This window comes from Sporosarcina koreensis, from assembly GCF_000826145.2.
GTDB lineage: Bacteria > Bacillota > Bacilli > Bacillales_A > Planococcaceae > Sporosarcina > Sporosarcina trichiuri.
Genome location: NZ_LN651337.1, coordinates 109,256 through 133,596, shown reverse-complemented (window position 1 = coordinate 133,596; position 24,341 = coordinate 109,256). Strand labels below are relative to the sequence as shown.

Here is a 24,341-nt window from a genome sequence, read left to right as displayed (position 1 = left end):
GTATCCGCGGCTGCGGAAAAGACTCCTCCGCCGCTCGACCCTATGTACAACAGGTTTTGTTGTCACTCCCCTCAGTCTGCTTTGTATGTGTACTTTTACCCTGCCTCCGCCCAGACTAAACTCCGGCTGTCTGTTCCACTTCGACAGAAGAAGCCGAACCCCTTCTTCTTTTCCGGACATCATTCTGAATAAAAGAAAAGACAGTGCGATTCCGAGGAATCAGACTGTCTTTTTCTTTGAAATATGGTCTTGATAAGCTTTCAGATACTTTTGCACATCCCCGGCTCCCATGAAAAGGAACACGGCATCTTCATGGCCGTCGAGCGCGTTGATTTCCTCCAGCAGCAGGTGGCACGAACCCGGAATCTTTTCCGCAAGATCATCCACCGTCAGGCTGCCTGATTTTTCACGGGCCGACCCGAAAATATCACAGAGGTACACAAGGTCCGCTTCTTTCAGACTTTCCGCGAAGTCGTCCATCAAGGCTGCTGTCCGTGTGAACGTATGCGGCTGGAACACCGCTATCACTTCCCGGCCCGGGAACTTCTGCCGAGCGGATTGAAGTGTCGCCCGGATTTCGGTCGGGTGGTGGGCATAGTCATCGATGAGGATTGCATCATCCGTCTGTATTTCCGTGAAACGGCGTTTCACACCATTGAACGTACGGAGACGCTCCGCCACAATACCGGGATCCAATCCTTCATATTGGCAGATCGCAATCACGGCCAGCGCATTCTTCACAGCATGATCACCAGGCATTGGGATCATGAAAGAGTGGTAGAACTCATTGCGCACGAACACATCGAATTTCGTGCCGTCCGCGGTCTTTTCTATATTGCCTGCACTGAAATCATTGCTTTTTCCCAGACCATACAGGACGACAGGCACGTTCGCCTGAATTTCCAGGCAATTGGCATCGTCCCCGCATGCGATGATCGCCTTCTTGACATTATGGGCCATTTCACTGAATGCATCGAGCACATCTTCCATGTCCTTGAAATAGTCAGGATGATCGTAATCGATATTCGTGATGATGGCGTAATCCGGCTCATACGCCAGGAAATGCCGTTTGTATTCACAGGACTCGAAGACGAAATACGGACTGTCTTTCACACCTTTACCTGTTCCATCGCCTATCAAATAGGAGATCGGATCATATCCGGAGAGGACATGGGCGAGCAGGCCGGTCGTCGATGTCTTCCCGTGTGTTCCTGTCACAGCGATGGATGTCGACTGCTTCATATAATCAGCCAGGAAATCATGGTAGCGTATGACTTCAGCGCCGACTTCCTTCGCCCGTTCGATTTCCGGATGGGTATCCGGAAATGCGTTGCCGGCAATCACTGTCAGACCCGGCGTGATATTCTCTTCATTGAAAGGCAGGACGGTGATACCGCGTGCATGCAGGGGCTCTTCCGTGAAGAAGTGCTTCTCCACATCGGAACCTTGGACGTCATTTGATGCATCGTGCAGAATTTGTGCAAGGGAGCTCATTCCAGAACCTTTTATCCCTGTAAAGTGATATTTCGTCATTGTGCAACCTCCTGGGAGCAGCTAGTTCCTAAAAATCATTGTAAACCAGTATATTCTATAAGTAACCCTATGCGTCGCGGGACGGATTCAGAAATGCATCCAGTTCCGTCTGCGTCACGTAAACATCACGCGGACGGCTTCCCCGCTGCTCCGAGATGAACCCATGGGTCTCCATCCGGTCCATCAGCTTCGCAGCACGGTTGTAACCGATACTGAAATGCCGCTGCAAAAGGGAAGTGGATGCACTGCCCTGTTCGATGATGAATGAACATGCTTGCACAAATAACGGATCGGACTCCTCTTCTTCGGTGACTGCCGCAAGCAGGTCGTCCTGACCGAACAAGTAGTCAGGGGACGCTTCGCTCTTCACATGATCTATGATCTGTTCGATTTCATCGTCTGTGACAAACGTGCCCTGCAGCCGGACAGGAGACGACTGGCCGTTGCCGATATACAGCATGTCTCCGCGGCCGAGCAGCCGCTCCGCCCCCGCACTGTCGATGATTGTCCGGGAATCGACTTGGGAGGACACGGCAAATGCAATCCGTGTCGGGATGTTCGCTTTGATGATCCCCGTGATGACATCGACGGAAGGACGCTGTGTTGCGATGATGAGATGGATTCCGCAAGCACGCGCTTTCTGGGCGATCCTGCTGATGGATACTTCGACATCGGACGGGGCGACCATCATCAGATCCGCCAGTTCGTCGATGACGATGACCAGATACGGCATCTTGAGCGAAAATTGACGGTTCTCTTCCGCCATCCGGTTGTACCGCTCGATATTACGGGCACCGGCGTGGGCGAACAGTTCATATCGCCGTTCCATTTCGTCGACCGCCCATTTCAGGGCTGCTGTAGCTGCTTTCACATCGGTGATGACCGGGCTGATCAAGTGAGGAACGCCATTGAACGGGGCCAGTTCAACCATTTTCGGATCGATCAGCATCAGCTTCACATCAGCCGGGGATGCCTTGTACAGCAGACTGACAAGTATCGAATTGATGCAGACCGATTTGCCGGATCCTGTCGCACCGGCAATCATTCCGTGCGGCATCTTACGCAGATCCAGCGTAACCGGCTCGCCGGTCAGACTGAGACCGAGAACCGCCTCAAGCGGAGAATCGGAGTTCAGGAACTTCTCCGTACCGATCACTTCCGATATACGGACAGGACGTGTCGTCCGGTTCGGAATCTCGATTCCGATCGAGCTCGTTCCAGGAATCGGCGCCTGGATTCGGATGTCTTCGGCAGCCAGTGCCAGCTTCAAGTCATCTGTCAGATTCCTCACTTTGCTTACCTTCGTCCCGAATCCCACAGTCAATTCGAACCGTGTGACTGTAGGTCCCTGCACGGCTTCCAGAATATCGGCATGCACCGCAAAATGAGAAAGCGCCTCGACCAGTTTCTCGGATTGGGAAACGAGCCACTCCGCGTCTTCCTGCTGTTCTTCCGGAGGCAGCAAATCTTCCATGGATGGGAATACATAATGCGCAAGAGCATCTTCCACAGGCTCAGTCTGCACGCCTTCTGTGATAGGCGGTACAGCTGCCGGACTGCTTACCGCAGGCTCGGCTGCCTGTTCTTCCGCACGTCCGGCCGGCATGGATGGCTCTTCAGGAACTTCTTCAGCCGGTACGGCTTCAGTGGATACGGCTTCAGCATGTACGGCTTCCGTTGTTGCAGCGGCTTCACATACGTCAGATCCTTCAGGTTCCGCTTCATTGATCACTGTTGCAGACGCCGGCGAATAAGACGGCATGCTTGTGTGACGCGGAATCCGAAGCTTCTCTTTATCGGACTTCAGCATAAGAACATTGAATGGCACGATTTTCTCCTGATTCTGCGGAGTCTCTTCAGCAGCTCCTTCTATGTCCTCTGCCTGATCCCCCATATCGATCTCTTCAGTTCCCGATACAGCTGGTACTGCGGCATCCCCGTCGGTTGTTCCGATCGGTTCGGATGACTGTTCACCGGCTGAAGCATCTTCAAGCTCTTCGTCCGGCAGCCCGTCTTCCTGTACAGCAGGTTCTTCCCGCTCCAGGACAGCTGTTTGGGCGTATGCCGCTGATAGAGCCTTCCTTTCCGGATCCGTGGTTTCAGTACGTACTGCCGGCTCCTCTGAAACAGATGGAACTGCCGGTGTCTCTTCTAGTGCTTTCGGGTTGCTCTCTTCTTCATTCTGTTCAATTTTCCCAGGGACCGCTGCCGGACCTTCCAGCCGCTCCTGCAATTCCTCGGACGACATGATCGCCGGTCCCTTGTCTGCCGCCGCACCGGATGGCAGAAGGTCGGAAGCAGTCTTCGTCTCCCGGAGTTCCTGATGTTCTGCCGGGGCAGCCTGCTCAGCAGAAGTTTTTTTATCAGTCTGCGGGAAAGAAGGCGGTTTCCGTTTGGAAAACCCGTAAACGGGCGATGGCACTTCCGTCGGCGTGAACGGTGTATGTATGCGTTTTTCCACAATCTCCCGCTTCCTGTCAGCGGGGCTCAGATCCCGGCTTTTTGCAGGCAACCGCTCAGCGGGGGTCCTGTACTTGCTGCTGTTGGTACCGGCACGGTGCACTTCACCTTTCGGCTGTTCGGCCGGCCATCTCCTGTTTTCAAAAAGGGGAGTCGCACGTTCAAAACGATCGTCTTCTTTTATTAAAGGGATGTCATGTGTGGTCGTCCGGATGTCACCGGATTCTTCATCCCATCCGTATATTTCAGCATCTGTAATCATAGGGAACCGGAATGCACGCCGCTCCTGCGACTCGTCTTCCTGACGAGATTCCTGGTTTTGTATGCCTTCCGCCGGCTGGTCGGATAATTCATCCGATTGCTGGCCGAACAAGCGTCCCATCGTTTTTTTTATCCAGCTCACTCTATCACTCTTTTCATTTCAATCACCCTATTTTAGCAGGTTTCCGGCCATAAAATCAAATGGACATGCGCTCTGTCCGTAAAGAGGTGACCGATGTCATACAGTCTGGTTCCTGCAGCACCGGTCGGCTTCCTGATAAAAGGCAGAACGGCCGATAAAAAAGACTGCCTGGAAGATTCACGAACCGTGACCTTCCGGGCAGCCTTCCTTATTGGGAATCATTTAACAAAAGCGGTGCCTGCTTGTGCATCCGCCGGCAGGATGAGGATCCCTTTCTCAGCTGGGGCATCGGGCAATTCAAGTTCACGTGCCGAACAGATCATACCGGATGACGGCACCCCGCGGAGTTCAGCATCGCGGATCACCATTCCGGACGGCATGACGGCACCTACTTTCGCGACGACCACTTTCTGATCCTGTTCTACATTCGGCGCACCGCAGACGATCTGCAATGTTTCACTGCCTACATCCACTGTGCAGATGTTCAGCTTGTCGGCGTTCGGATGTTTTTCTTTCGTCAAGACATGACCGACGACGAATTTCGGACTGAAGTCCACGTCCAGCTGAAGGCCGGCACCATTGTCCGACAGGGATTTCTGGATGGCAGCCACTAGTCCCTGTGTCAGCTCCACAGGTCCGTCAGACAAATTCCCTGTGTAGTGCGAGGCACGGAACAGGTTGAATGCGACCGGCTCCCCGGTTTCCGTATTTTTGATGAGGGTGACATCGCCTTTCGTTTCAATCGATGTCTGTTCCGGACGGTCTGTCGTCAGCTGCACCATCAATACATCGCCGACACCGTTTCTGTTCATGAATACATTCATTTCTTTCTCTCTCCTTTAGTAGCAGGACGATTCTTCGCCATGATGAAAATAGGTTCCAGCTGTCCTTCTGAGCAGAGGAAGGACAGGGACGTGATCGGAACGGCGCCGACCGTGAAGAAATGCATTGTCATCTGGGCCAGCACGTCGTATCCGGTGTCGTTCCGTATGTCGCCGATGATCAGCACATCCTGGTGAGGGACGGAGACGGTCATCTGCCCTTCGATCCGCTCCTCCATCCCTTTCAGGAATGCGGCGTTCAGGATCCGGCTTGCGTCGTAGCCATCGTTACGGTTCAGGAAATAATACCTGTTCCCCGCGACCTCGTCCATTTTGACGTCAGTCGCCAGTTTACGGACGTTGAACAGGGCGGTTTCGGCAACTTCCTGTTCAGTCTTGCCGATTCCCCTCAGGATGTCCTCATCGATGAGGCGGTACGTCGTCCCCTGATCGAGCGCATAGTAGACCGCGGTCTCTGCCGTGTGCGGGCGGACTACGAACGGACTGCCCGCCTTCGACTCTTTTGGAAACGATGTGGAACGGATGACCGGCAGGATTTCCGCATCTGCACTGAATCCTTGACGCGACTCCGCTTCCATTGCCCGGAATGTCTCCCTGATCGTGTAGACGACTTCCTCGACCGCCGCTTCTTGTTTCTGTTCATACTTTGCGATGATTTCAGGGAGCGAAATATCCATTCCCCTCTTCAGTTCCGTATGCACCAAACGCACCTTATCCGCCTTCCGGTCGAATTGCCAATCGAAATCCAGCGAATCTAGCTGTTTTTTCAGTCTTTCCACGAGCTCTTCAGATTTCAAAGTATCCACCCCTTGCTGGTTCGTCTCATTCAAAAATCTGCACAGAACGTGCGATCTTCATCATCTGTTCCGCCGCTGTTTCCACGTCGTGCAGACCGACAATCGCTTTCACTTGTGCCTGGCCGGTGCCTGCAGTGATTTCTGCCAGCTGGTCCCCCCGCTTATTGATGGAGATGAAGCCGAAAGCGCCGGCATCCGAGAAGGTCTCTTCTCTCAGGACCGCTGTCTGCCCGTCCGCCTTAAGCAGATCATAGTACGAGCGGGATTCCGGTTTGGCGTTCGGATCGTATTGCATTGTCAGTGTGCGTTTGCCTTTTGTCAGGAATACCATATGCTCATTCTCATGGATATCCGCCTTCCATCCGGCAGGTATATAGAAACCGGAATCCGCTGTTTTTTCTGTCGTTTTTCCAGCATTCATTTCAAATGCATCTCTTGCATTCGATACAGCTGTGTCCGCCTCATCTTCGACAGTTTGTCCGCATCCTGCGAGCAGCAGTCCCGCAAGCGCAGCTGAGATGAAGAATTTGTTTTTGCTGATCACATTTCTTCCTCCATTTCCATGCAGTACGTTTAGTTTATCTGTCCGCCGCCATCTCTGCAACCATCTGGTCCGTATGCAATGATGGCGCTCAAGAAGAAAAGGCAGCCACCTGCTGGTGACTGCCCCTGCCTGATCGATGACTGTCCGTCAGACGTTCTGCCGGATCGTTTCCATTGTAGTCCTGTCGCATGTTTTCACAAGTTTGACGAGCAGTTCTTTTGCTGCCGCATAATCGTCCGTATGGATGATCGACGAGGACGTGTGGATATAGCGTGAGCAGATCCCGATGACGGCACTCGGCACCCCCTCATTCGAGAGATGGACCTTCCCCGCATCCGTGCCGCCCTGGGATATGAAATACTGGTACGGAATGTTGTTTGTTTCCGCTGTATCCAGGATGAATTCACGGAGGCCCCGGTGGGTGATCATCGTCCGGTCGAGAATCCGGAGCAGGGTCCCCTGTCCAAGCTGGCCGAACTCCTTTTTACTCCCTGACATGTCGTTGGCAGGACTGGCATCCAGTGCGAAGAACAAGTCGGGATCGATCATATTCGCCGCCACCTGGGCACCGCGCAGGCCGACTTCTTCCATGACATTCGCGCCGGAATACAGACGGTTCGGCAGTTCCTCACCGTGCACTTCCTTCAGCAGCTCGAGTGCAAGACCGCAGCCGTACCGGTTATCCCATGCTTTTGCCATGATCTTCTTTTCGTTCGCCATCGGTGTGAACGGACAGACCGGCACGGCTGCCTGGCCGGGGCGGATGCCGATCCGTTTTGCATCGTCTTCGTCATCGGCGCCGATGTCGATGAGCATATTTTTCACATCCATCGGTTTCGCACGCTTCTCATCTGTCAGCAGGTGCGGCGGAATTGAACCGATGACTCCCGGCACGACTCCGTCCGCAGTCATGATCTCCACGCGCTGTGCCAGCATGACCTGGTTCCACCAGCCGCCGAGCGTCTGGAACCGCAGCATTCCGTTGTCCGTGATCCCTGTGATCATGAAGCCGACTTCATCCATGTGGCCGGCCACCATGATCTTCGGACCGTCTTCCGGCCCTTTTTTCACACCGAAAATACCGCCGAGATTATCCTGGATGATTTCGTCCGAATACTTCCCGAGTTCCTCACGCATATAGCGCCGTACCGCTGATTCATTGCCGGGTGCTCCCGGAAGTTCCGTCAGCGTCTTGAACATCTGTAATGTTTCGTTATTCATCTCTTCACCAGCTCCTGTTTGTCAGTATGTACATCCTGTATTGTAGAACAATTCAGTCGCAATTGCCAACAGTATAGTTAGGGTCCCGAACTATTTATCTGCAAACCAGACAATCTTACCGACCGGAGCAAAAGGCTGTGTCTCGCTTCTACAGATCGGGAATGATATGATACACTTATCAAAATAACTAACAAGGGGTGTTGTCAGTATGAAGTTCAAGGAATTTGCAGCGGGCGTGCTAACTGGGGCGGCCGCCGGACTGGTCGTCAAGGAAGCGATCGACCGTTCGAACTCAGCGGTCCCGGCTGAACAAGTGTTGAAGACGGTCAAAGATGCGTTCAAGAAAGAAGGTCCGATCGACGGGTCCTGGATTGTCATGAAGACCGAGCCGTTCACGAACAACGTTATTTCGATGAATGTCTACCGCGGCGGAATCTCCCGTATCAAGAACGGGGTCCTGGAACAATACGAATTTGCAGCGGATGCCAAAACCGGCACGGTTGTCGAATTGGTCAAGAACTGAAGCAGCAGCGCTGAAAGGCTGTCCCGCTCCTCCGCATGAAGGAGGAATGGGACAGCCTTTTCAGTTTGATGCACACAGAGCGCCTGCCGGATCATTCGTCCCGCGTCCGTCCCATCGATTCGATCACATTCCGTCCGGTATCGTCGAAACGCACGACCCGGTAGACTGCATCGTGATAGAAGAAGAACCGGTGCCCCTTGTCTTTCGCTTCGTTCATCAGCCGTTCTTTCGCGAATATGGAGTCCATCGGATAATCGTCGAACGCCAGCACCCACAGCGGATTGCTGTGGGCATGGGTCGGCATGATGTCCGCCATGTGGATCATCGTTTCGCCGCCCTGCTCCAGCCGGATGATGCTGTGCCCATCGCTGTGACCGCCCGTATGCTCCATCGTGATGCCTGGCATCGGCGAGAATTCCTTTTCGAATGGTTTCACCTGATCCTGCACCGCTTCCCAGTTCTCTTTGAAATACGTATTGCGGGACCGGATATTCGGATTTCTCATTTCATCCCACTCAATCTGGGAAACGAAGATATCAGCATTCGGAAACACCGATACGAGCCGTCCGTCCCGCCATTCCGTGAGGCCTGCGGCATGGTCGTTATGCAGATGCGTCATAAGCACCATGTCGATATCCGACGGTGTCAGACCGAGTTTCCCAAGACTCTCAGCCACACGTGTCTCTGCACGGATCCCCAGATTGCGCATTTTCTTTTCATCCAGCTTGCCTTTCCCGATGCCGGAATCGACAAGCAGATTTTTCCCCATATACCGGATCAGGATGGGATCGGTCCGGAGCTCGATCAGATTCCCGTCAGCGGGCGGGTATTTCTTTGACCACATCGCTTTCGGCACGACGCCGAACATCGTCCCTCCGTCCAGGTAATTCACCCCTCCGTCCAGCCATGTCAGTTCCATGTCATGAAACGTGTATGTATCCATTCCTTCATCCCCTTCCGCTGTTTTCAGGACCTGCCCGGAAACCAAGCTTCCAAGCGGTAGATCGGCTGTCCTTTCGCCGAGAATTTCTCTTCATACTCTGTCATCACATTATCTTCCGGCATTTCCGCATGCAGGTCGAGTGAGACACTGACCAGTTCCATGCCGTACTGCGACATCGAAACGAGTGAATACTCGAACAGCCCCCGGTTATCCGTCTTGAAATGGATCTGGCCTTCCGGTGTCATCACCTGCTCATAGAGCTGCAGGAAATCTTTGTACGTCAGTCTGCGCTTTGCGTGTTTCGACTTCGGCCACGGATCCGAGAAATTCAAATAGACCCTGGAAACTTCCCCTTCAGCAAAGATGTCTGTCAGTTCCTTGCCGTTCGCCCGCAGCAGCCTCAGATTATGCGGTATACCGGCGTCCACCGTCTTCTCAACTGCAGACACGAGGATACTGTCGAAATGCTCGATCCCTACATAGTTCACGTCCGGATTGGCCTTGGCCATCCCTACTACGAACTGCCCCTTGCCTGTTCCGACTTCCACGCAGATCGGATTCGAATTGCCGAACAGCTGCGCCCACTTGCCTTTTTTCGTCTGCGGTTCCTTGATGACAATGCCCGCATTTTCTTCCAAGTACTCTTTCGCCCACGGTTTGTGACGTAATCTCATCTTCTATACACTCTCTTCTTCGTTAATAGTCCGACCGGTCATGGCTGTTCCCCGCCTTGCTGACGGGGATCGAACAGCCTGCTTGCCGCAGTTGTCTGGCAGACCGATAATATGGTCTGCGCCGCTTTGAATTGTTTGGATTTCATCGGGACGCTGACTGCCTTCAGCTTCTCTGTCCATTTGTCGAAGTTCCGCCGGTCCACCTGTACGATATCATGTGCGGCTGATGTGAAATCGAGGTAACTGTCTTTCGTCAGCAGCACTTTCCGTATCGGGAAATCAAGTTCCGCCGCCGAAAACAGGCTGGCGATGATCTTCGTCATCCGGTTCAGCGAAATCATCGGATTCAGCAGCCTGGACTCCTTGTCACCGATCTTTTCCGCCCAGAACCGGTCTCCGCTTCCCGTGAAGACAGAGCCGTTCTTCCCGGTCATCACAGTAATGCATAAGCACTCGACCGGTGTCAGCATGATCACTTCCAGCTCCACAGGCGCTTTCTTAAGTTTCAGGACCGGATAATAGAACACGAGGAAACTGTCAGGCAGCCGGCCGAGCAGTTCTTTGAGCAGCCTGTCCCTCAAATAGCCGCCATCGACATTGGACCACTCAGTCAAAGTCGAGCTGGCCCACTTCACCTGGAAGTGGAACAGCTGATCGACATACAGTTTGCGGAGCTGCTGCACAGAGCGCGGCTGCTGGATAAGATTCGGGACGAATTCCAGCTCCTCCTCATGGGCAGGAATCCGGGCTTCCTCTTCCGGAGTCTCTTCTTTCCGGAAAGGAAGCAGCCGGGATAACGTGAAAAAGCGCTTTTTCGGCTGCGTCCCTTCCGCAGCTGCCGCGGCTTCTTCTGTCCCCTCGTCTGTCTGCTGCCAGGCTGCCAGGTCGACTCCGTTGTCCCACTGCCTCTTCATGCGTTCCCATTGTGACCGTTTCAGGCGGATGAACTGTGCCGTATAACGGGAGAGATCCTGTTCATAACGCGAGACGTAATCGAGCATTTTGACAAGCTGTGCCATCCCCCATTCACCTGCGCTTTCCGTTTCAGTTGGTTTTCTGCTGCACCTGTCCGATCGTACTCTCGAATACTGCCTGCAGCCGTGCCGTCAAGGGGCCCGGCTTGCCGTCTCCGACCTGCTCACCGTCGATCGACGTGATCGGTGTGATTTCCGAGGTCGTCGAAGTGAGGAATACTTCATCCATGGCGCGTAATTCGTCCAGCGAAAACGTTTCTTCCATGACACCGATGCTTTCCTGTGCGCAGCATTTCAGCACGACACGGCGGGTGATGCCGTTCAGGATCAGATTGGTTGCCGGATGCGTATAAAGGATCCCGTCTTTCACACCGAAAATGTTGGAAGACGAGCCTTCCGTCACAATACCATCGCGGATGAAGACGGCTTCCGCACAGTCCGCTTCCACAGCTTCCTGTTTCGCCATGACATTCGCCAGCAGATTCAGACTTTTGATATCACAGCGGAGCCAGCGGATATCGTCGACCGTCTTGACCGCAACACCCGATTCGAGTTTTGCGAGCGGACGTGGGTTTTCGATTGCATAGCCCGTGATCATCGGCTCGGTCTCCTCTCCCGGGAAGTTGTGGATACGGGGCGCGACACCGCGAGTTGCCTGGATATACACATGCCCTTCCGTGATCCCGTTATCTTCCGCTAATCTCTCTGCGATCTCTGTGAATTCCGCGACCGTGTACGGCAGAGGCATCCTGATCTTTTCTGCACTCGACAGGAACCGTGTGAAGTGCTCTTCTGCTGTATAAAGACTGCCCCCGTATACTTTAATCACTTCATAGACGCCATCCCCGAAGTAGTACCCTCTGTCGTCGATGGATACGGTCACTTCATCCTTCTGTGTATACTTACCATTCTTGAAATACAAAGTCATGTCTGATCTCCTCTCAAGCAAAAATTGCTTTCGTCTTTCCCTCTAGTGTATGCGCCGGCGGGAGACTCGGCGAACCCGTGCTGAATCCGCCCATCCTATTCATTTTCCCATGTTACCGCCGGAAAATAAAGAACAAAACCTCCTATCTGGCGGATTCAGGCGCTTAAGCAGCTTGCCCTTACTTTTTCAAGCAAATACGTTATACTAGTATTGTCAGAACAAATAGTCTGACAGAATCCAATGGAGAGGAAGTGCGGAGCCAAGGCGATTTCAAATAAGCTAACGTAACATTTCCACGTCTCAAGCCCAACTTATTTGGAAATTGATGATGAAGGAGTGGTTCACCGTTGAATCCTGCTACAGACCGAATGCTGACCCGTATCAAAGATGTCTATTTGTATATCTATGGTAACGGAACTGTCACCACAGAGAATGTAGTTGAAGAATTTAGCATCACGCCGCGCACCGCACAACGGGACTTGAACGTCCTCGAGTACAATGATCTCATCACGAGTCCGGTCCGCGGCCAATGGACAACGACAGCAAGGAAAGTGAAATTGCCTTCTTAACGCAACCCCTCAATTGCAGGAGCTCAGAAAAAGGACTGAATCGCAATATGCCATTCAGCCCTTTTTTCTTGGATCCAGTTCAGCCAGTTCCGTGTCCGACAGCGGCCGGAACGCACCCGGTTCGAGAGATGCATCCAGCCGAAGCGTCCCCATCGACAGACGTTTCAGGAACACCACTCTCTTCCCGACCGCCTCGAACATCCTCTTCACCTGATGGAATTTCCCTTCCGTGATCGTCAGCTCAATCTCCGACCGATCCCCGGCTTCCAGGATTTTCAGGATTCCCGGCTTCGTATGGAAGCCGTCCTCCAGTATCACACCTTCAGAGAATGCATGGATGTCCGTTTCCGTCACCAGGCCGTCGATGACGGCAAAATATGTTTTTGGGACATCTTTCTTAGGCGACAGCAGTTCATGTGCCAGTTTTCCGTCATTCGTCAGGACGAGCAGCCCTTCCGTATCCTTATCGAGCCGCCCGACCGGAAACGGCTCGTACCGCTGTTCCTCAGGCGACAACAGATCGACGACAGTCCGGTCCCGGCTGTCTTCCGTCGCGGAAATGACGCCTTGCGGTTTGTTCATCATCAGATAGATGAATTCCTGATGGATGACCGGTTCGCCGAGCAGGGTGACCGTGTCTGTTTCAGGATCTATGTGGGCGCCTGGATCTTTCTCCGTGGTGCCATTCACTTTGACAGTCCCTTTGCGGATCAGCTGTTTCACGTCTTTCCGGGTGCCGAATCCATTGTTGCCGAGCAGTTTATCGAGTCTCATTCACGATCGTCCCATCTTCAATTTGTTGGTGATCCGGGTGATCCGACTGCCGAGCAGTTTCTGTGCAAGCCCGCTCCGGAGTGACAGGAAGCCATAGACGGCTGCTCCGACGCCGCTGCAGATCAATACATACAGCAGTGCCTGCAGCTTGCCGGACGGCACATGGATGGCATAGAGGCCGGTGCGCACGAGCAGGACGGCAGCCAGCATGACCGCATTGAATGCCAGGATCAGGATGATGCGCCGGATGACGATGTGCGACTTATAATTCATCTCCCTGCGGATGACATACAGGTTGACTCCTACCGCAATTGTATAGCCGATGATCGTTGCCGCTATCGCGCCATTCACTTCGAACAGCCGGATGAGCGGGATATTGAGGATCATCTTGAACAGCAGGCCGAGCAGTGATGTGAAAACGATCCATTTGTGACGGTCGATCCCCTGCATGATAGCAGCAGTGACCGTATACATGCCGAACAGGATGGCAGCGGGTGCGTAATGCTCCAGGACGCTTGCGCCCATGCTGCTTTTCGAGTACAGGAACTGGTACGTTTCACCCGAAAGCGCCATGAGCCCGACGACCATGGGGATGGTCACGAAGAGCATGATCTGGTAGGTCTGATCGAGCGACCGGGTGATCCCTTTCTGATCCCCCTTCGAATAGTAATCGGTGATGACCGGGATGATCGCCATGGAGAATCCTGTCGCGACCATGACGGGGATCATGACGACTTTATGGGTCAGGAAGTTGAGCATTGTCAAATAGGTATCGGTCACTGATGCAAGGCCGATCGATGACATCGTTCCGTTGAAGGTGATCATGTCGACAAACTGGTAGAGCGGGTTGATGACACCTACAAGGACGAACGGCAGAATGTATTTGATGATCTCTTTGTAGATCGCCGACACCGGCAATTCCCCTGCCGGCGGACTGCTCTCGAGAAGGCGGTTCATCTCCGGAGAGTATTTGCGCCAATACAGGCCGAGCACTCCAAGACTTGCGATCGCACCGACAAAAGCGGCAAAGACAGCGAACTTGACAGCTGTTTTCGGTGAGCCGCCGAAGACATCGACCACAAGATAAGCGCCGATCAGCACGACGGCAATCCGGACAATCTGTTCGACGAGCTGTGAGACGGATGTCGGTTCGAATTTCTGATAGCCCTGCAGGAAGCCCCGCATGACACTCATGATCGGGACAGCAAGCAGCGCGTAGCTGACCCAGCGGATGACAGAGGTGATGTCCTGGATGGTGAATACTTGTTCATCATCTTTGATGACCAGATGGGCGATCGGTTCCGCCATGAAGTACAGGGCAAGAAATGACAGGACTCCGGTCACAGCCATGATGCCGACGCTCGACTTCAGCAATTTCCTGCCGGTTGCGTAGTCACCGAGCGCGTTGTATTTGGAGACAAATTTCGAAATGGCGAGCGGTGCCCCTGATATGGCGATAGACAGCGCAATGTTGTAAGGTATGTAGGCGTATTGGTAAAGGGCAATGTTTTTGTCCCCTACAATACTGTAAAACGGAATAACATAGATCAGTCCGAGGGCTTTGGATAAAAAGAGGCCGATCGTCAAAATCGCCGTGCCTTTAAGAAGATTGGATCCCATGATTTTTTTCCTTCCATTCATTGAGCTAGTATACAGTGTACTCTCAGGCGGCAGTTTTCACAATGTTTTCTGCCCGATCTGTTGTATACTGGAGAAAAACCGAAAGTGTGATTGACTATGTATGATGTAATTATAATCGGCGGCGGGCCGTCGGGTCTGATGGCGTCCATCGCAGCAGCGGAGCCGGGCAGCCGTGTGCTCCTGCTGGACAAGGGAAGGAAACTCGGCAATAAGCTCGCCATTTCAGGAGGCGGCCGGTGCAACGTGACGAACCGCCTGTCTGCGGAGGAAATCGTGAAGCACATTCCCGGCAACGGCCGGTTCCTGTATGGCCCCTTCTCCGTCTTCAACAACGAAGACATTATCGCATTCTTCGAAGGGCTCGGTGTTCCGCTGAAGGAAGAGGATCACGGCCGGATGTTCCCGGTTTCAAATAAAGCGAAAGACGTCGTCAATGCGCTCCTGTCCGAAATGGACAGACTCGGTGTCGAGATCAGGACGGAAACGAAAGTCAAAAAGTTGCTCATGGATGAATCGCAGGTGCTCGGCGTCCGTCTCACCGACGGAGAGGAGCTTCGGGCGAAGTCCGTCGTCGTGGCGGTCGGCGGCAAAGCCGTCCCGCATACCGGCAGCACCGGGGACGGCTATCCGTGGGCGGAACAGGCTGGCCATACGGTGACCGAACTGTACCCTACAGAAGTTCCGCTCCTGTCCGATGAGCCGTTCATCCGGTCGAAAGAACTGCAGGGACTCGCACTGCGTGATGCAGCGGTCTCCGTGCTGAATGCAAAAGGCAAGACGCTCGTCACCCATCGGATGGACATGCTGTTCACCCATTTCGGGCTGAGTGGACCTGCGATACTACGCTGCAGTCAGTACGTCGTCAAGGAACGCATGAAAAACGGCAATCAGCCGGTCACTGTCAAAATCGATGTACTGCCGGATGTGAATGAAGAGCAGGCGTTCCAGCAGCTGACGGCCATTTTGAAGGATGATCCGAAGAAAGCGCTCAAAAACGCCCTGAAAGGTGTCGCGCCAGAGCGCTGGCTGCTGTTCCTGTTCGAGCAGCTCGGCATGGATGCGAACGAGACGGCGAATACGTTCGCAGCTGATAAAATCCGTAAACTGGCGTCCTGCCTGAAAGCGTTCCAGATGACCGTAAACGGTACGCAGCCGATCGAAAAAGCGTTCGTTACCGGCGGCGGTGTTTCCGTGAAAGAGATTGAGCCGAAGACGATGGCGTCCCGGAAAAAAGAGGGGTTGTACTTCTGCGGGGAAATCCTCGATATCCACGGCTATACCGGCGGCTACAATATCACGTCGGCTCTCGTTACAGGCCGTCTCGCCGGAAAGAATGCGAGTGAGTATGCTGCTGCGGAATCGATTGATTAAAAAGTGATTAGCCCGGATTGTCCCTCGATAAGAGGGGCTGTCCGGGCTTTTTTCGTGCGAACGGCTGGACTTCGCGGGTTTTTTTGATGGGAACGGGCCGGTCTGCCGCCGTAACGGGCGGGTTCCCTGCCAGAACGGGCGGGTCCACCGCCGAAACGGGCCGGTTTGCCGACGCCCTCACAGCCAAACAAAGCCAGACGGAAGTTCCCGTCTGGCTTTCCTTTATCGAGTTACCCGACTGCCACAATATTGACAAGGCGTCCCGGAATTGCGATGACTTTCTTCAGTTCCTTGCCGTCAATCCATTTACGGACTTCTTCATTGGCAAGTGCCTCTTTTTCCAACTCTTCTTTCGTGATGTCTTTGGCGACCATGATCTTCGCACGCACTTTGCCGTTGATCTGCACAGCGATTTCCACTGTGTCGTCAACAAGTTTATCCTCATCGTATTCAGGCCATGCGACGTACGTGATCGATCCGTCATGTCCGAGTTTCTGCCATAGTTCTTCAGCGAAGTGAGGAGCGATCGGCGACAGCAGTAAAACAAATCCTTCTGCATATTCAGTCGGCACGCGATCCGCTTTATAGCATTCATTGATGAACACCATCATTTGTGAGATCGCGGTGTTGTTATGCATGTGCTCAAAGTCGTCGGTCACTTTCTTCACGGTCTGGTTATACACTTTCTCAAGCGGACCGCCCGCTTCCCCGCCGATTTTGCTTCCGAGCGTTCCGTCTTCGTTCACGAACAGGCGCCAGATCCGGTCGAGGAATTTGCGTGCACCATCGAGACCGTTCGTCGACCATTCTTTCGATGCATCGAGAGGCCCCATGAACATTTCATAGACGCGCAGCGTATCGGCCCCATGCGAGTGGACGATATCATCCGGGTTGATGACGTTGCCGAGGGATTTCGACATCTTGACGTTGCCTTCCCCGAGGATCATCCCCTGGTTGAACAGTTTCTGGAACGGTTCTTTCGTCTGGACGACACCGATATCGTACAGCACTTTGTGCCAGAAGCGGGCATACAGCAAGTGGAGTACGGCATGTTCCGCACCGCCGACATAGATATCGACCGGCAGCCAGCGTTCCGCAAGTTTCGGATCGATGAGCGTCTCACTGTTTTTCGGATCGATGTAGCGCAAGTAGTACCAGCAGCTGCCTGCCCATTGCGGCATCGTGTTCGTCTCCCGGCGTCCTTTCATGCCGGTTTCAGGGTCGACGACATTGACCCACTCATCGATATTGGCGAGCGGGGATTCACCGGTCCCGCTCGGACGGATATTCGTCGTTTTCGGCAATTCAAGCGGCAGCTCGGATTCATCCACCGTTGTCATCGTGCCGTCTTCCCAATGGATGACCGGGATCGGCTCACCCCAGTAGCGCTGACGGGAGAACAGCCAGTCACGGAGACGGTATGTCACCTTCTTCTCGCCCTTGCCAGCACCCTCAAGCCACTCGATCGATTTCGTAATCGCTTCGTCTTTTCCAAGACCGTCGAGGAAGCCGGAATTCACGTGATCTCCGTCGCCCGTGTATGCCTCGTTGCTGACATCTCCGCCCGCCACCACTTCGCGGATCGGCAGGTTGAACTCCTGCGCGAACTCATAATCGCGCTCGTCGTGGGCCGGCACTGCCATGATGGCGCCTGTACCGTACGAGACGAGTACGTAGTCCGCAATCCAGATCGGCATTTTTTCGCCGCTTGCCGGGTTCACGGCATACGCACCGGTGAACACGCCGGTCTTCTCTTTTGCAAGATCGGTCCGTTCCAGGTCACTCTTCAGCTTGACTTTATCCAGATATGCCTGAACCGCTTCTTTCTGGATGTCTGATGTAATCTTTTCGACAAGCTTATGCTCTGGTGCAAGTACGGCATACGTCGCTCCAAAAATCGTGTCAGGACGCGTGGTGAACACATCGAATGACTGATCACTTCCCTCGATATCGAACGTCACCTGCGCACCTTCCGACCGGCCGATCCAGTTGCGCTGCATATCTTTCAAACTGTCAGGCCAGTCGAGATCGTCGAGATCCTCCAGCAGACGATCCGCATATTCCGTGATCCGCAGCACCCATTGGCGCATCGGACGGCGCTCCACCGGGTGTCCGCCGCGCTCCGACTTCCCATCGATGACCTCTTCGTTCGCAAGGACCGTTCCCAGTGCCGGACACCAGTTGACCGCGACTTCATCGATGTAGGCAAGACCGCGCTTATACAGCTGAATGAAGATCCACTGTGTCCACTTGTAATACTGAGGGTCCGTCGTGTTGATCTCCCGGCTCCAGTCGTAGGAGAAGCCGAGTTCGTTCATCTGACGTTTGAATGTCGCGATATTTTTCGTGGTGAATTCAGCCGGATCATTCCCCGTGTCGAGTGCGTACTGCTCCGCAGGCAGACCGAACGCATCCCATCCCATCGGATGAAGGACGTTGTAGCCCTGCTTCCGCTTGAACTGGCTCAGGATATCCGTTGCGATGTACCCGAGCGGATGGCCGACGTGCAGGCCGGCGCCTGACGGATACGGAAACATATCCAAAGCGTAGAACTTCGGTTTCGACGGGTCATCCGTCATTTTGAAGGTTTCGTGTTCATCCCAATAATGCTGCCACTTCTTCTCGATTTCCTGGTGATTGTAGCTCATACTCGTGTTCCTCCTAAGTTGAAAAAAATAAAAAACTCCCGTCCCCACTGTAAAATAGGGACGAGAGTGAAGACAGGTTCCCGCGGTACCACCCAAATTGACGGCCATGGCCGCCCAACTTGACTCCTTAACGCGGATTATACGGCACAATACATTCTGCTGTGCGGACTCGGAAGCGAGTTCACCGGGGCCTCCTGCTGACTCACACCGTCCGTCAGCTCTCTGTAAAGAGGCGATCCGCCTACTGATCTCCGTCGGCGTCCTTGCTATTGAAACTTATTCTACCGGAATGGCCGCCGTTTGACAAGCGGCGGCCGAACGAGCGCTCACTCTTTTACATCGATCGTCAGTTCCGCTTCAGTTGCATCCAGTATGTCCTGGACAGTATACCCCTCGAACACTTCTTTCAGTACAAGTCCGTCCGGCGTCACTTCGATCAGTCCGCGCTCTGTGATGATCTTATCGACGACCTGCTTGCCTGTCAACGGGAGGTCGCACGTCTTTTTGATCTTCGGTTCGCCTTTTTTCGAGACGTGGTCCATGATGACGATGATCTTCTTTGCGCCGTGCACGAGGTCCATTGCACCGCCCATCCCTTTGATCACTTTGCCGGGGATCATCCAGTTTGCGAGATCCCCTTTTTCCGACACTTCCATTCCGCCTAGGATGGCGACGTCGATATGCCCGCCGCGGATCATCGCGAACGATTCAGCGCTGTCGAAATACGCAGCACCCGTACTTGCGGTCACGGTTTCCTTGCCGGCATTGATGAGATCCGGGTCAACTTCCGATTCCTTCGGGTATGGCCCGATGCCGAGAAGTCCGTTTTCCGACTGGAGGACGACCGTCTTGTCCGGTGAAATATAATTTGCGACGAGCGTCGGCATGCCGATACCGAGATTTACATAATCTCCGTCCGCAATCTCCTTTTCCGCCCGCCGAGCGATCAGTTCCCGTGAATTTGCTGTTGCCATACTGTCCATCCCCTTCCTTATCGTGTCGTCAGGCGTTCGATCCGTTTCTCCTGGTCTGCCTGCAGCAGTCCCTGTACATAGATGCTCGGTGTATGGATGCAGGCCGGGTCCAGGCTTCCGGCTTCCGTGATCTCTTCCGCTTCCGCGATGGTGACCCGGCCTGCAGCCGCCATCATCGGATTGAAGTTCATCGCCGTCTTATTGTAGATGAGGTTGCCGAATGTATCCGCTTTCAAGGCGCGCACCAATGAAAAGTCCGCTGTCAGCGATTCTTCGAGGACATATTCCTTGCCATTGAATTCACGGATTTCCTTGCCTTCCGCAATTTCCGTCCCCACGCCGGCCGGGGTGAAGAATGCAGGGATCCCTGCCCCGCCTGCCCGGATCTTTTCAGCGAGTGTCCCCTGCGGCGTAAGCTCGACTTCCAGCTCACCGGACAGCGCCTGCCGTTCGAATTCCTTGTTCTCCCCTACATACGAAGCGATCATCTTCTTGATCTGCTTCTCTTTCAGCAGCAAGCCGAGACCCCAGTCATCGATACCGCAGTTGTTGGAAATGATCGTCAAGTCCTTGACGCCCTTCTCGACCAGTGCCAGAATCAGCTGCTCGGGGATCCCGACAAGGCCGAAACCGCCTACCATCAGCGTCATGCCATCCTGAATCGGCTCCACCGCTTCGCGTGCGGATGAATAGATTGTTTTCATCGGACCTACCTCCAGTAGTTCAGCATAGTTAGTTCTGTACTCATCTATAAGTTAATCAGACTGTTTCGTATTTTGCAATGAAACGAAAAGAAAACCGAAAAGCTCAATAGCTTTTCGGCTTGTAATCCGTGCGTTTCAGCTGGATGTCGTAAAACAGAGTCGGGAAGACGGACAGACTCATGAGACCTGTCAGCACCCACAGGGCGATCTGGACGCCATAGATGTCGGCGAGGATCCCCCCTGCCATCGGTCCGATCATTTTGCCAATTGTTCCGGCCGAGTTCACGATACCCTGATAGAACCCTTCCTTCCCGCGGGGCGCCAGCTGATCGGCCAGTGCCGGAAATGCCGGCCAGGCGATCATCTCCCCGAATGTCAGAATGATCATCGCAATGACGAATACGTTGAAGACATTGGCGAAACTGACAACGATGAATGAGATGAGCATGATGCCGAGTCCGAGGAGGATCTGCAGCTTCACCCGGTTCTCGATCCGCTTGATGAGCGGCTTGATGAGCGGTTGTCCCAGGACGATGAGCAATCCGTTGATCGTCCAGATCAGACTGTATTGTGTCAGCGTGACACCTACGGACGTGGCATGGGTGGAGATCGTCGTCGACCATTGCGAATAGACGAGCTGCGTCAGCAGATAGCCGATCATGACGATAAGCAGCGCGATGAACGGCACCTTCTTCTTGATGCCCGTGTTCTCTTTCAAGATCGATGTATGCACTTCAGGTGCGATACTCATATTCTTATAGAAGAAGAAGGCGATGAAGAAGAAAATGATATAGAACAGCAAGTTCGCCGCGAAGATGTAATTGATGTTGACGGAAGCCACGAGACCTGCGAGTGCCGGTCCGATTGCAACACCGACGTTCTGTGACAGATAGATCGAGTTGAACGACCGGCGCCCGCCTTCCGGCCAGACCGTGCCGACCATCGCGTAGAAACTCGGGAAAATGATGCCTCCGCTGAAACCGAGCACTGTCAGCAGGACAACGTAGGGCCCCCACGAGTGATTGACAACGAGAACAGCCAGCGCACCAGATGAAATGAGGATCCCCATCATCATCGATTTGTAGCCGCCGATCTTATCAAAGAAAAATCCGCCAAGCAAGTTGCCAACGACACCCGCCCCAGCGTTCGCCATCAGCACAAGACCCGCAACGGACAAGGACTTCCCTAAATAATCATGCATATATATTGTATTCAGCGGCCACAGAAATGAGTTGCCGATAACATTCACGAACATCCCGATGATCAGGAGCCAAACTTTTTTAGGCAATATGACTGCCTCCCCTCCAGCAATTCCAGTATACGATTGTATGCCTTTATTCCCTGATTGACAAGAGGAAAACGGTTATTTTGCCGCGAAAGGATTCGTTTCTCCGGAAAAGGTGGTACACTGTCTTTTTAAGGAGTGGTATCAATGGAAAACAACAACTATCCGTTCCCATCGGACGGAATGCGCTATCATACATGGTCACGGCATCTGAAAGACCGGTTCGGCTTCAAAGTGTTTAAAGTTGCGCTCGACGCAGGATTCGACTGCCCGAACCGGGACGGCACCGTCGCCTATGGCGGCTGTACGTTCTGCAGTGCTGCAGGCTCCGGGGATTTCGCCGGCGACCGGGTCGATCCGATCGATGTCCAATTCGCTGAGATCCGCGACCGCATGCATAAGAAATGGAAGAATGGAAAATACATGGCCTACTTCCAGGCGTATACGAATACGCATGCGCCTCTCGACAAACTGAAAGAGAAATTCGAGGCGGCTCTCGCCCAGGAAGGGGTCGTCGCCCTGTCCATCGCAACGCGCCCGGACTGTCTGCCGGATGACGTTGTCGAGTACTTGGCGGAACTGAACGAACGCACCTACCTGTGGGTGGAGCTGGGACTGCAGACGGTGCATGAAAAGACGGCGAAGCTCATCAATCGCGCGCACGATTTCACGCTTTATAAGGAAGGTGTCCAGAAGCTCCGTGACCGCAACATCCGGGTCTGCACCCATATCATCAACGGCCTGCCGGGCGAAGATCTGGACATGATGAAAGAGACGGCACGGGAAGTTGCAAATCTCGATGTGCAGGGCATCAAAATCCATCTGCTGCACCTCCTGAAAGGGACGCCGATGGTGAAACAGTACGAGAAGGGGCTTCTTGACTTCCTCGATCAGGAGACGTATGTAAGCCTCGTCGTCGACCAGCTCGAGATGCTGCCGCCTGAGATGATCGTCCACCGGATCACCGGGGACGGACCGATCGATCTTCTGATCGGCCCGATGTGGAGCGTGACGAAATGGGATGTCCTGAATGACATTACGCAAGAGCTGGAGCGCCGGGACAGCTGGCAGGGGAAGTATTACATGAAAGAGCCGATTGTACAGTGAAGACTCCTCGTTTCCGGACAGAACGGGTGCTGTCCTATGCAAAAACAGCGCTGAGAGGTGTCCTTCAGGAAGGTGACACCGCTGTCGACGCCACAATGGGTACTGGCCAGGATACCGAGTTCCTGGCAGAAACGGTCGGGAGTTCAGGTACCGTATTTGCATTCGATGTCCAGCCCGCTGCTGTCGATACGACCAGGGAACGGCTCGGCGTTCTCACAGATCGTACCCGGCTGATCCTCGACAGTCACGCAAATATGGCTCAGTACGTGACGGCGGGTGTATCAGCTGTCATGTTCAACCTCGGCTTCCTCCCGAATGGTGAGGACCGCTCCATCATCACAGCAGCGGAATCGACCGTCCCTGCGATCCGCACTGCACTCCGCCTGCTGAAACCAGGCGGCATGGTATCGGTCGCTGTCTACGACGGACATCCCGGCGGCGCGGCGGAACGGGATGCAGTCCTGGAACTGGTACAAGCACTGGATTCGAAAGAATTCCAGGTGATCCGGTATGAGACCGTCAACACCCGGCAGCGGCCCCCGTTTCTTCTGCTGATAGAAAAATCCGCACGCTGATTCAAGGAAGCCAAACGAAAGACCGCTGCCCGGCAACTTGCGGGCAGCGGTCTTCTTCAATTCAAGCGGCTGATGACTTCCGTCTCTGTCAGATCGGAACGGGTAATCCAGTTCAGAAGACGTTCTGCCGTGTCTTCGGGACTGCTCAGCTGGCCGGACTCTTTGTAGTCGATGAATTTTCCGAGCAGCGGGAACCCTTCCTGTTCACTGGACCGGATCGTCTTCTGCATGTCCGTGTCAATGATGCCCGGCGCAATGGATACGATGCCTGCCGGGAATTCCGCGCGCTTCTGTTCCAGGCGGACGACCTCGGAAAACCGGTCGAGTCCCGCCTTCGTTGTACAGTAGACTCCCCATCCTTCCATTGCACTGCGGCCCGCTCCGGATGAAATATTGACAATCCGCTTCTTTGCATCTGTGCGTGCCAGCACTTCGATGAACTCATTGCACAGTTCGATCGGTGCAGACAGGTTCAGCTCGATCGCCTGGCGGATACCATCAGCTGAGAGGGCGCCCACCTTTCCAACCGGCTCCACTGTTCCCGCATTGTTGATGAGTGTGAATGATTCGGCCTCATGCAAGTAAGGCGACAGGAGCCGTTCAATGGCACCCTGCCGCTGGCTGCGTTCTGTCAGATCGATTTCTTCAAAATGCTCATGACCGCCCGGGTTGCTGCGGGCGATGCCGATTGCGGTCTTCCCCTGTTGCTGTAATACTTCCATACAGGCTGCATCAATCCCTTTCGATGCGCCTGTAACGATGTAGAGTTCCATACAATCCCTCCTTATATGATTATCAGTGTACCTTTACGGGTAAAAAAAGACCAACTGCAGGTTCGCAGCTGGCCTCAT

General features: G+C 53.9%; 22 protein-coding genes and 1 other annotated feature. Of the genes, 5 read left to right on the top strand and 17 right to left on the bottom strand.

All coding sequences use genetic code 11. The annotated features are described in order from the left end of the window. Positions 1-219: 219 nt before the first annotated feature. From murC to BN1190_RS06375, 6 genes are all read right to left on the bottom strand, one after another. Positions 220-1,533 carry a UDP-N-acetylmuramate--L-alanine ligase gene (murC, locus tag BN1190_RS06400; protein ID WP_040286163.1) on the bottom strand — a complete coding sequence of 438 codons (1,314 nt, stop codon included), beginning with the start codon at positions 1,531-1,533 and terminating at the stop codon, positions 220-222. 67 nt (positions 1,534-1,600) lie between these two features. Continuing rightward, entirely contained in the window at positions 1,601-4,396 is a 2,796-nt protein-coding gene (locus BN1190_RS06395; protein ID WP_052461729.1) for a DNA translocase FtsK, read from the bottom strand. Positions 4,397-4,614: 218 nt separating this feature from the next. Then, entirely contained in the window at positions 4,615-5,220 is a 606-nt protein-coding gene (gene ytpR, locus BN1190_RS06390; RefSeq protein WP_040286162.1) for a YtpR family tRNA-binding protein, read from the bottom strand. Then, the gene (locus BN1190_RS06385; protein ID WP_040286161.1) at positions 5,217-6,035 is read right to left on the bottom strand and encodes a DUF1444 family protein; all 819 of its coding nucleotides are present in this window, start codon (positions 6,033-6,035) and stop codon (positions 5,217-5,219) included. The genes ytpR and BN1190_RS06385 overlap by 4 nt, the downstream gene beginning before the upstream one ends. 25 nt (positions 6,036-6,060) lie before the next feature. Continuing rightward, positions 6,061-6,579 (bottom strand): hypothetical protein, encoded by a 519-nt coding sequence (locus BN1190_RS06380; RefSeq protein WP_040286160.1) that lies wholly within the window; start codon positions 6,577-6,579, stop codon positions 6,061-6,063. Between the two features lie 147 nt (positions 6,580-6,726). Continuing rightward, the gene (locus BN1190_RS06375; RefSeq protein WP_040286159.1) at positions 6,727-7,800 is read right to left on the bottom strand and encodes a M42 family metallopeptidase; all 1,074 of its coding nucleotides are present in this window, start codon (positions 7,798-7,800) and stop codon (positions 6,727-6,729) included. 208 nt (positions 7,801-8,008) lie between these two features. On the opposite strand from BN1190_RS06375, the gene BN1190_RS06370 reads away from it, so the two are divergent. Then, the gene (locus tag BN1190_RS06370) at positions 8,009-8,323 is read left to right on the top strand and encodes a PepSY domain-containing protein (RefSeq protein ID WP_040286158.1); all 315 of its coding nucleotides are present in this window, start codon (positions 8,009-8,011) and stop codon (positions 8,321-8,323) included. Positions 8,324-8,414: 91 nt separating this feature from the next. On the opposite strand, the gene BN1190_RS06365 is transcribed toward BN1190_RS06370, so the two are convergent. The 4 genes from BN1190_RS06365 to dat are packed head-to-tail and all read right to left on the bottom strand — an operon-like array spanning position 8,415 to position 11,842. Then, on the bottom strand, positions 8,415-9,266 hold the full coding sequence (locus tag BN1190_RS06365; RefSeq protein ID WP_040287169.1) for a YtnP family quorum-quenching lactonase: 852 nt from the start codon (positions 9,264-9,266) through the stop codon (positions 8,415-8,417). 23 nt (positions 9,267-9,289) lie between these two features. Next, positions 9,290-9,940, bottom strand: a complete 651-nt coding sequence (trmB, locus tag BN1190_RS06360; RefSeq protein ID WP_040286157.1) for a tRNA (guanosine(46)-N7)-methyltransferase TrmB — start codon at positions 9,938-9,940, stop codon at positions 9,290-9,292. A 38-nt stretch (positions 9,941-9,978) separates the two neighbouring features. Further along, positions 9,979-10,959: a nuclease-related domain-containing protein gene (locus BN1190_RS06355; RefSeq protein WP_040286156.1), complete on the bottom strand. Its 981-nt coding sequence runs from the start codon at positions 10,957-10,959 to the stop codon at positions 9,979-9,981. 25 nt (positions 10,960-10,984) lie between these two features. Next, on the bottom strand, positions 10,985-11,842 hold the full coding sequence (dat, locus tag BN1190_RS06350; RefSeq protein ID WP_040286155.1) for a D-amino-acid transaminase: 858 nt from the start codon (positions 11,840-11,842) through the stop codon (positions 10,985-10,987). A 347-nt stretch (positions 11,843-12,189) separates the two neighbouring features. Here dat and BN1190_RS06345 point away from each other — a divergent pair, with 347 nt between their 5' ends. Further along, on the top strand, positions 12,190-12,411 hold the full coding sequence (locus tag BN1190_RS06345) for a DeoR family transcriptional regulator (RefSeq protein ID WP_040286154.1): 222 nt from the start codon (positions 12,190-12,192) through the stop codon (positions 12,409-12,411). A 54-nt stretch (positions 12,412-12,465) separates the two neighbouring features. Here BN1190_RS06345 and BN1190_RS06340 read toward each other — a convergent pair whose 3' ends face one another. Both BN1190_RS06340 and BN1190_RS06335 read right to left on the bottom strand, forming a co-directional pair. Continuing rightward, a complete protein-coding gene (locus BN1190_RS06340) occupies positions 12,466-13,185 on the bottom strand; it encodes a pseudouridine synthase (protein WP_040286153.1) in 720 nt (239 codons plus the stop codon). Then, the gene (locus BN1190_RS06335; RefSeq protein WP_040286152.1) at positions 13,186-14,805 is read right to left on the bottom strand and encodes a putative polysaccharide biosynthesis protein; all 1,620 of its coding nucleotides are present in this window, start codon (positions 14,803-14,805) and stop codon (positions 13,186-13,188) included. A gap of 117 nt (positions 14,806-14,922) precedes the next feature. Here BN1190_RS06335 and BN1190_RS06330 point away from each other — a divergent pair, with 117 nt between their 5' ends. Continuing rightward, positions 14,923-16,197 (top strand): NAD(P)/FAD-dependent oxidoreductase, encoded by a 1,275-nt coding sequence (locus BN1190_RS06330; protein ID WP_040286151.1) that lies wholly within the window; start codon positions 14,923-14,925, stop codon positions 16,195-16,197. A 230-nt stretch (positions 16,198-16,427) separates the two neighbouring features. Here BN1190_RS06330 and leuS read toward each other — a convergent pair whose 3' ends face one another. The 4 genes from leuS to BN1190_RS06310 all read right to left on the bottom strand — a co-directional run bounded on the left by leuS (position 16,428) and on the right by BN1190_RS06310 (position 21,811). Beyond that, the gene (gene leuS / locus BN1190_RS06325) at positions 16,428-18,845 is read right to left on the bottom strand and encodes a leucine--tRNA ligase (protein ID WP_040286150.1); all 2,418 of its coding nucleotides are present in this window, start codon (positions 18,843-18,845) and stop codon (positions 16,428-16,430) included. Positions 18,846-18,898: 53 nt separating this feature from the next. Beyond that, positions 18,899-19,112 (bottom strand) — a binding site (T-box leader). A 59-nt stretch (positions 19,113-19,171) separates the two neighbouring features. Continuing rightward, positions 19,172-19,819 (bottom strand): 3-oxoacid CoA-transferase subunit B, encoded by a 648-nt coding sequence (locus BN1190_RS06320; RefSeq protein ID WP_040286149.1) that lies wholly within the window; start codon positions 19,817-19,819, stop codon positions 19,172-19,174. A 17-nt stretch (positions 19,820-19,836) separates the two neighbouring features. Then, positions 19,837-20,523: a CoA transferase subunit A gene (locus BN1190_RS06315; RefSeq protein ID WP_040286148.1), complete on the bottom strand. Its 687-nt coding sequence runs from the start codon at positions 20,521-20,523 to the stop codon at positions 19,837-19,839. Positions 20,524-20,626: 103 nt separating this feature from the next. Further along, positions 20,627-21,811: an MDR family MFS transporter gene (locus tag BN1190_RS06310; RefSeq protein WP_040286147.1), complete on the bottom strand. Its 1,185-nt coding sequence runs from the start codon at positions 21,809-21,811 to the stop codon at positions 20,627-20,629. Positions 21,812-21,955: 144 nt separating this feature from the next. Between BN1190_RS06310 and BN1190_RS06305 the strand changes: the two genes are divergently transcribed. Beyond that, on the top strand, positions 21,956-22,915 hold the full coding sequence (locus BN1190_RS06305; protein ID WP_040286146.1) for a TIGR01212 family radical SAM protein: 960 nt from the start codon (positions 21,956-21,958) through the stop codon (positions 22,913-22,915). Beyond that, the gene (locus tag BN1190_RS06300) at positions 22,912-23,490 is read left to right on the top strand and encodes a class I SAM-dependent methyltransferase (RefSeq protein WP_040286145.1); all 579 of its coding nucleotides are present in this window, start codon (positions 22,912-22,914) and stop codon (positions 23,488-23,490) included. Before BN1190_RS06305 ends, BN1190_RS06300 begins: the two co-directional genes overlap by 4 nt. Before the next feature lie 56 nt (positions 23,491-23,546). On the opposite strand, the gene BN1190_RS06295 is transcribed toward BN1190_RS06300, so the two are convergent. Continuing rightward, a complete protein-coding gene (locus BN1190_RS06295; RefSeq protein ID WP_040286144.1) occupies positions 23,547-24,263 on the bottom strand; it encodes an SDR family NAD(P)-dependent oxidoreductase in 717 nt (238 codons plus the stop codon). Positions 24,264-24,341 lie beyond the last annotated feature (78 nt).

Coding starts and splice junctions, on each gene's coding strand:
- BN1190_RS06315 (WP_040286148.1), bottom strand. CDS start 20,523: ATGAAAACAATCTATTCATCCGCACGCGAAGCGGTGGAGCCGATTCAG.
- dat (WP_040286155.1), bottom strand. CDS start 11,842: ATGACTTTGTATTTCAAGAATGGTAAGTATACACAGAAGGATGAAGTG.
- BN1190_RS06305 (WP_040286146.1), top strand. CDS start 21,956: ATGGAAAACAACAACTATCCGTTCCCATCGGACGGAATGCGCTATCAT.
- trmB (WP_040286157.1), bottom strand. CDS start 9,940: ATGAGATTACGTCACAAACCGTGGGCGAAAGAGTACTTGGAAGAAAAT.
- BN1190_RS06365 (WP_040287169.1), bottom strand. CDS start 9,266: ATGGATACATACACGTTTCATGACATGGAACTGACATGGCTGGACGGA.
- BN1190_RS06320 (WP_040286149.1), bottom strand. CDS start 19,819: ATGGCAACAGCAAATTCACGGGAACTGATCGCTCGGCGGGCGGAAAAG.
- BN1190_RS06335 (WP_040286152.1), bottom strand. CDS start 14,805: ATGGGATCCAATCTTCTTAAAGGCACGGCGATTTTGACGATCGGCCTC.
- BN1190_RS06330 (WP_040286151.1), top strand. CDS start 14,923: ATGTATGATGTAATTATAATCGGCGGCGGGCCGTCGGGTCTGATGGCG.
- leuS (WP_040286150.1), bottom strand. CDS start 18,845: ATGAGCTACAATCACCAGGAAATCGAGAAGAAGTGGCAGCATTATTGG.
- ytpR (WP_040286162.1), bottom strand. CDS start 5,220: ATGAATGTATTCATGAACAGAAACGGTGTCGGCGATGTATTGATGGTG.
- BN1190_RS06295 (WP_040286144.1), bottom strand. CDS start 24,263: ATGGAACTCTACATCGTTACAGGCGCATCGAAAGGGATTGATGCAGCC.
- BN1190_RS06370 (WP_040286158.1), top strand. CDS start 8,009: ATGAAGTTCAAGGAATTTGCAGCGGGCGTGCTAACTGGGGCGGCCGCC.
- BN1190_RS06375 (WP_040286159.1), bottom strand. CDS start 7,800: ATGAATAACGAAACATTACAGATGTTCAAGACGCTGACGGAACTTCCG.
- BN1190_RS06340 (WP_040286153.1), bottom strand. CDS start 13,185: ATGAGACTCGATAAACTGCTCGGCAACAATGGATTCGGCACCCGGAAA.
- murC (WP_040286163.1), bottom strand. CDS start 1,533: ATGACGAAATATCACTTTACAGGGATAAAAGGTTCTGGAATGAGCTCC.
- BN1190_RS06355 (WP_040286156.1), bottom strand. CDS start 10,959: ATGGCACAGCTTGTCAAAATGCTCGATTACGTCTCGCGTTATGAACAG.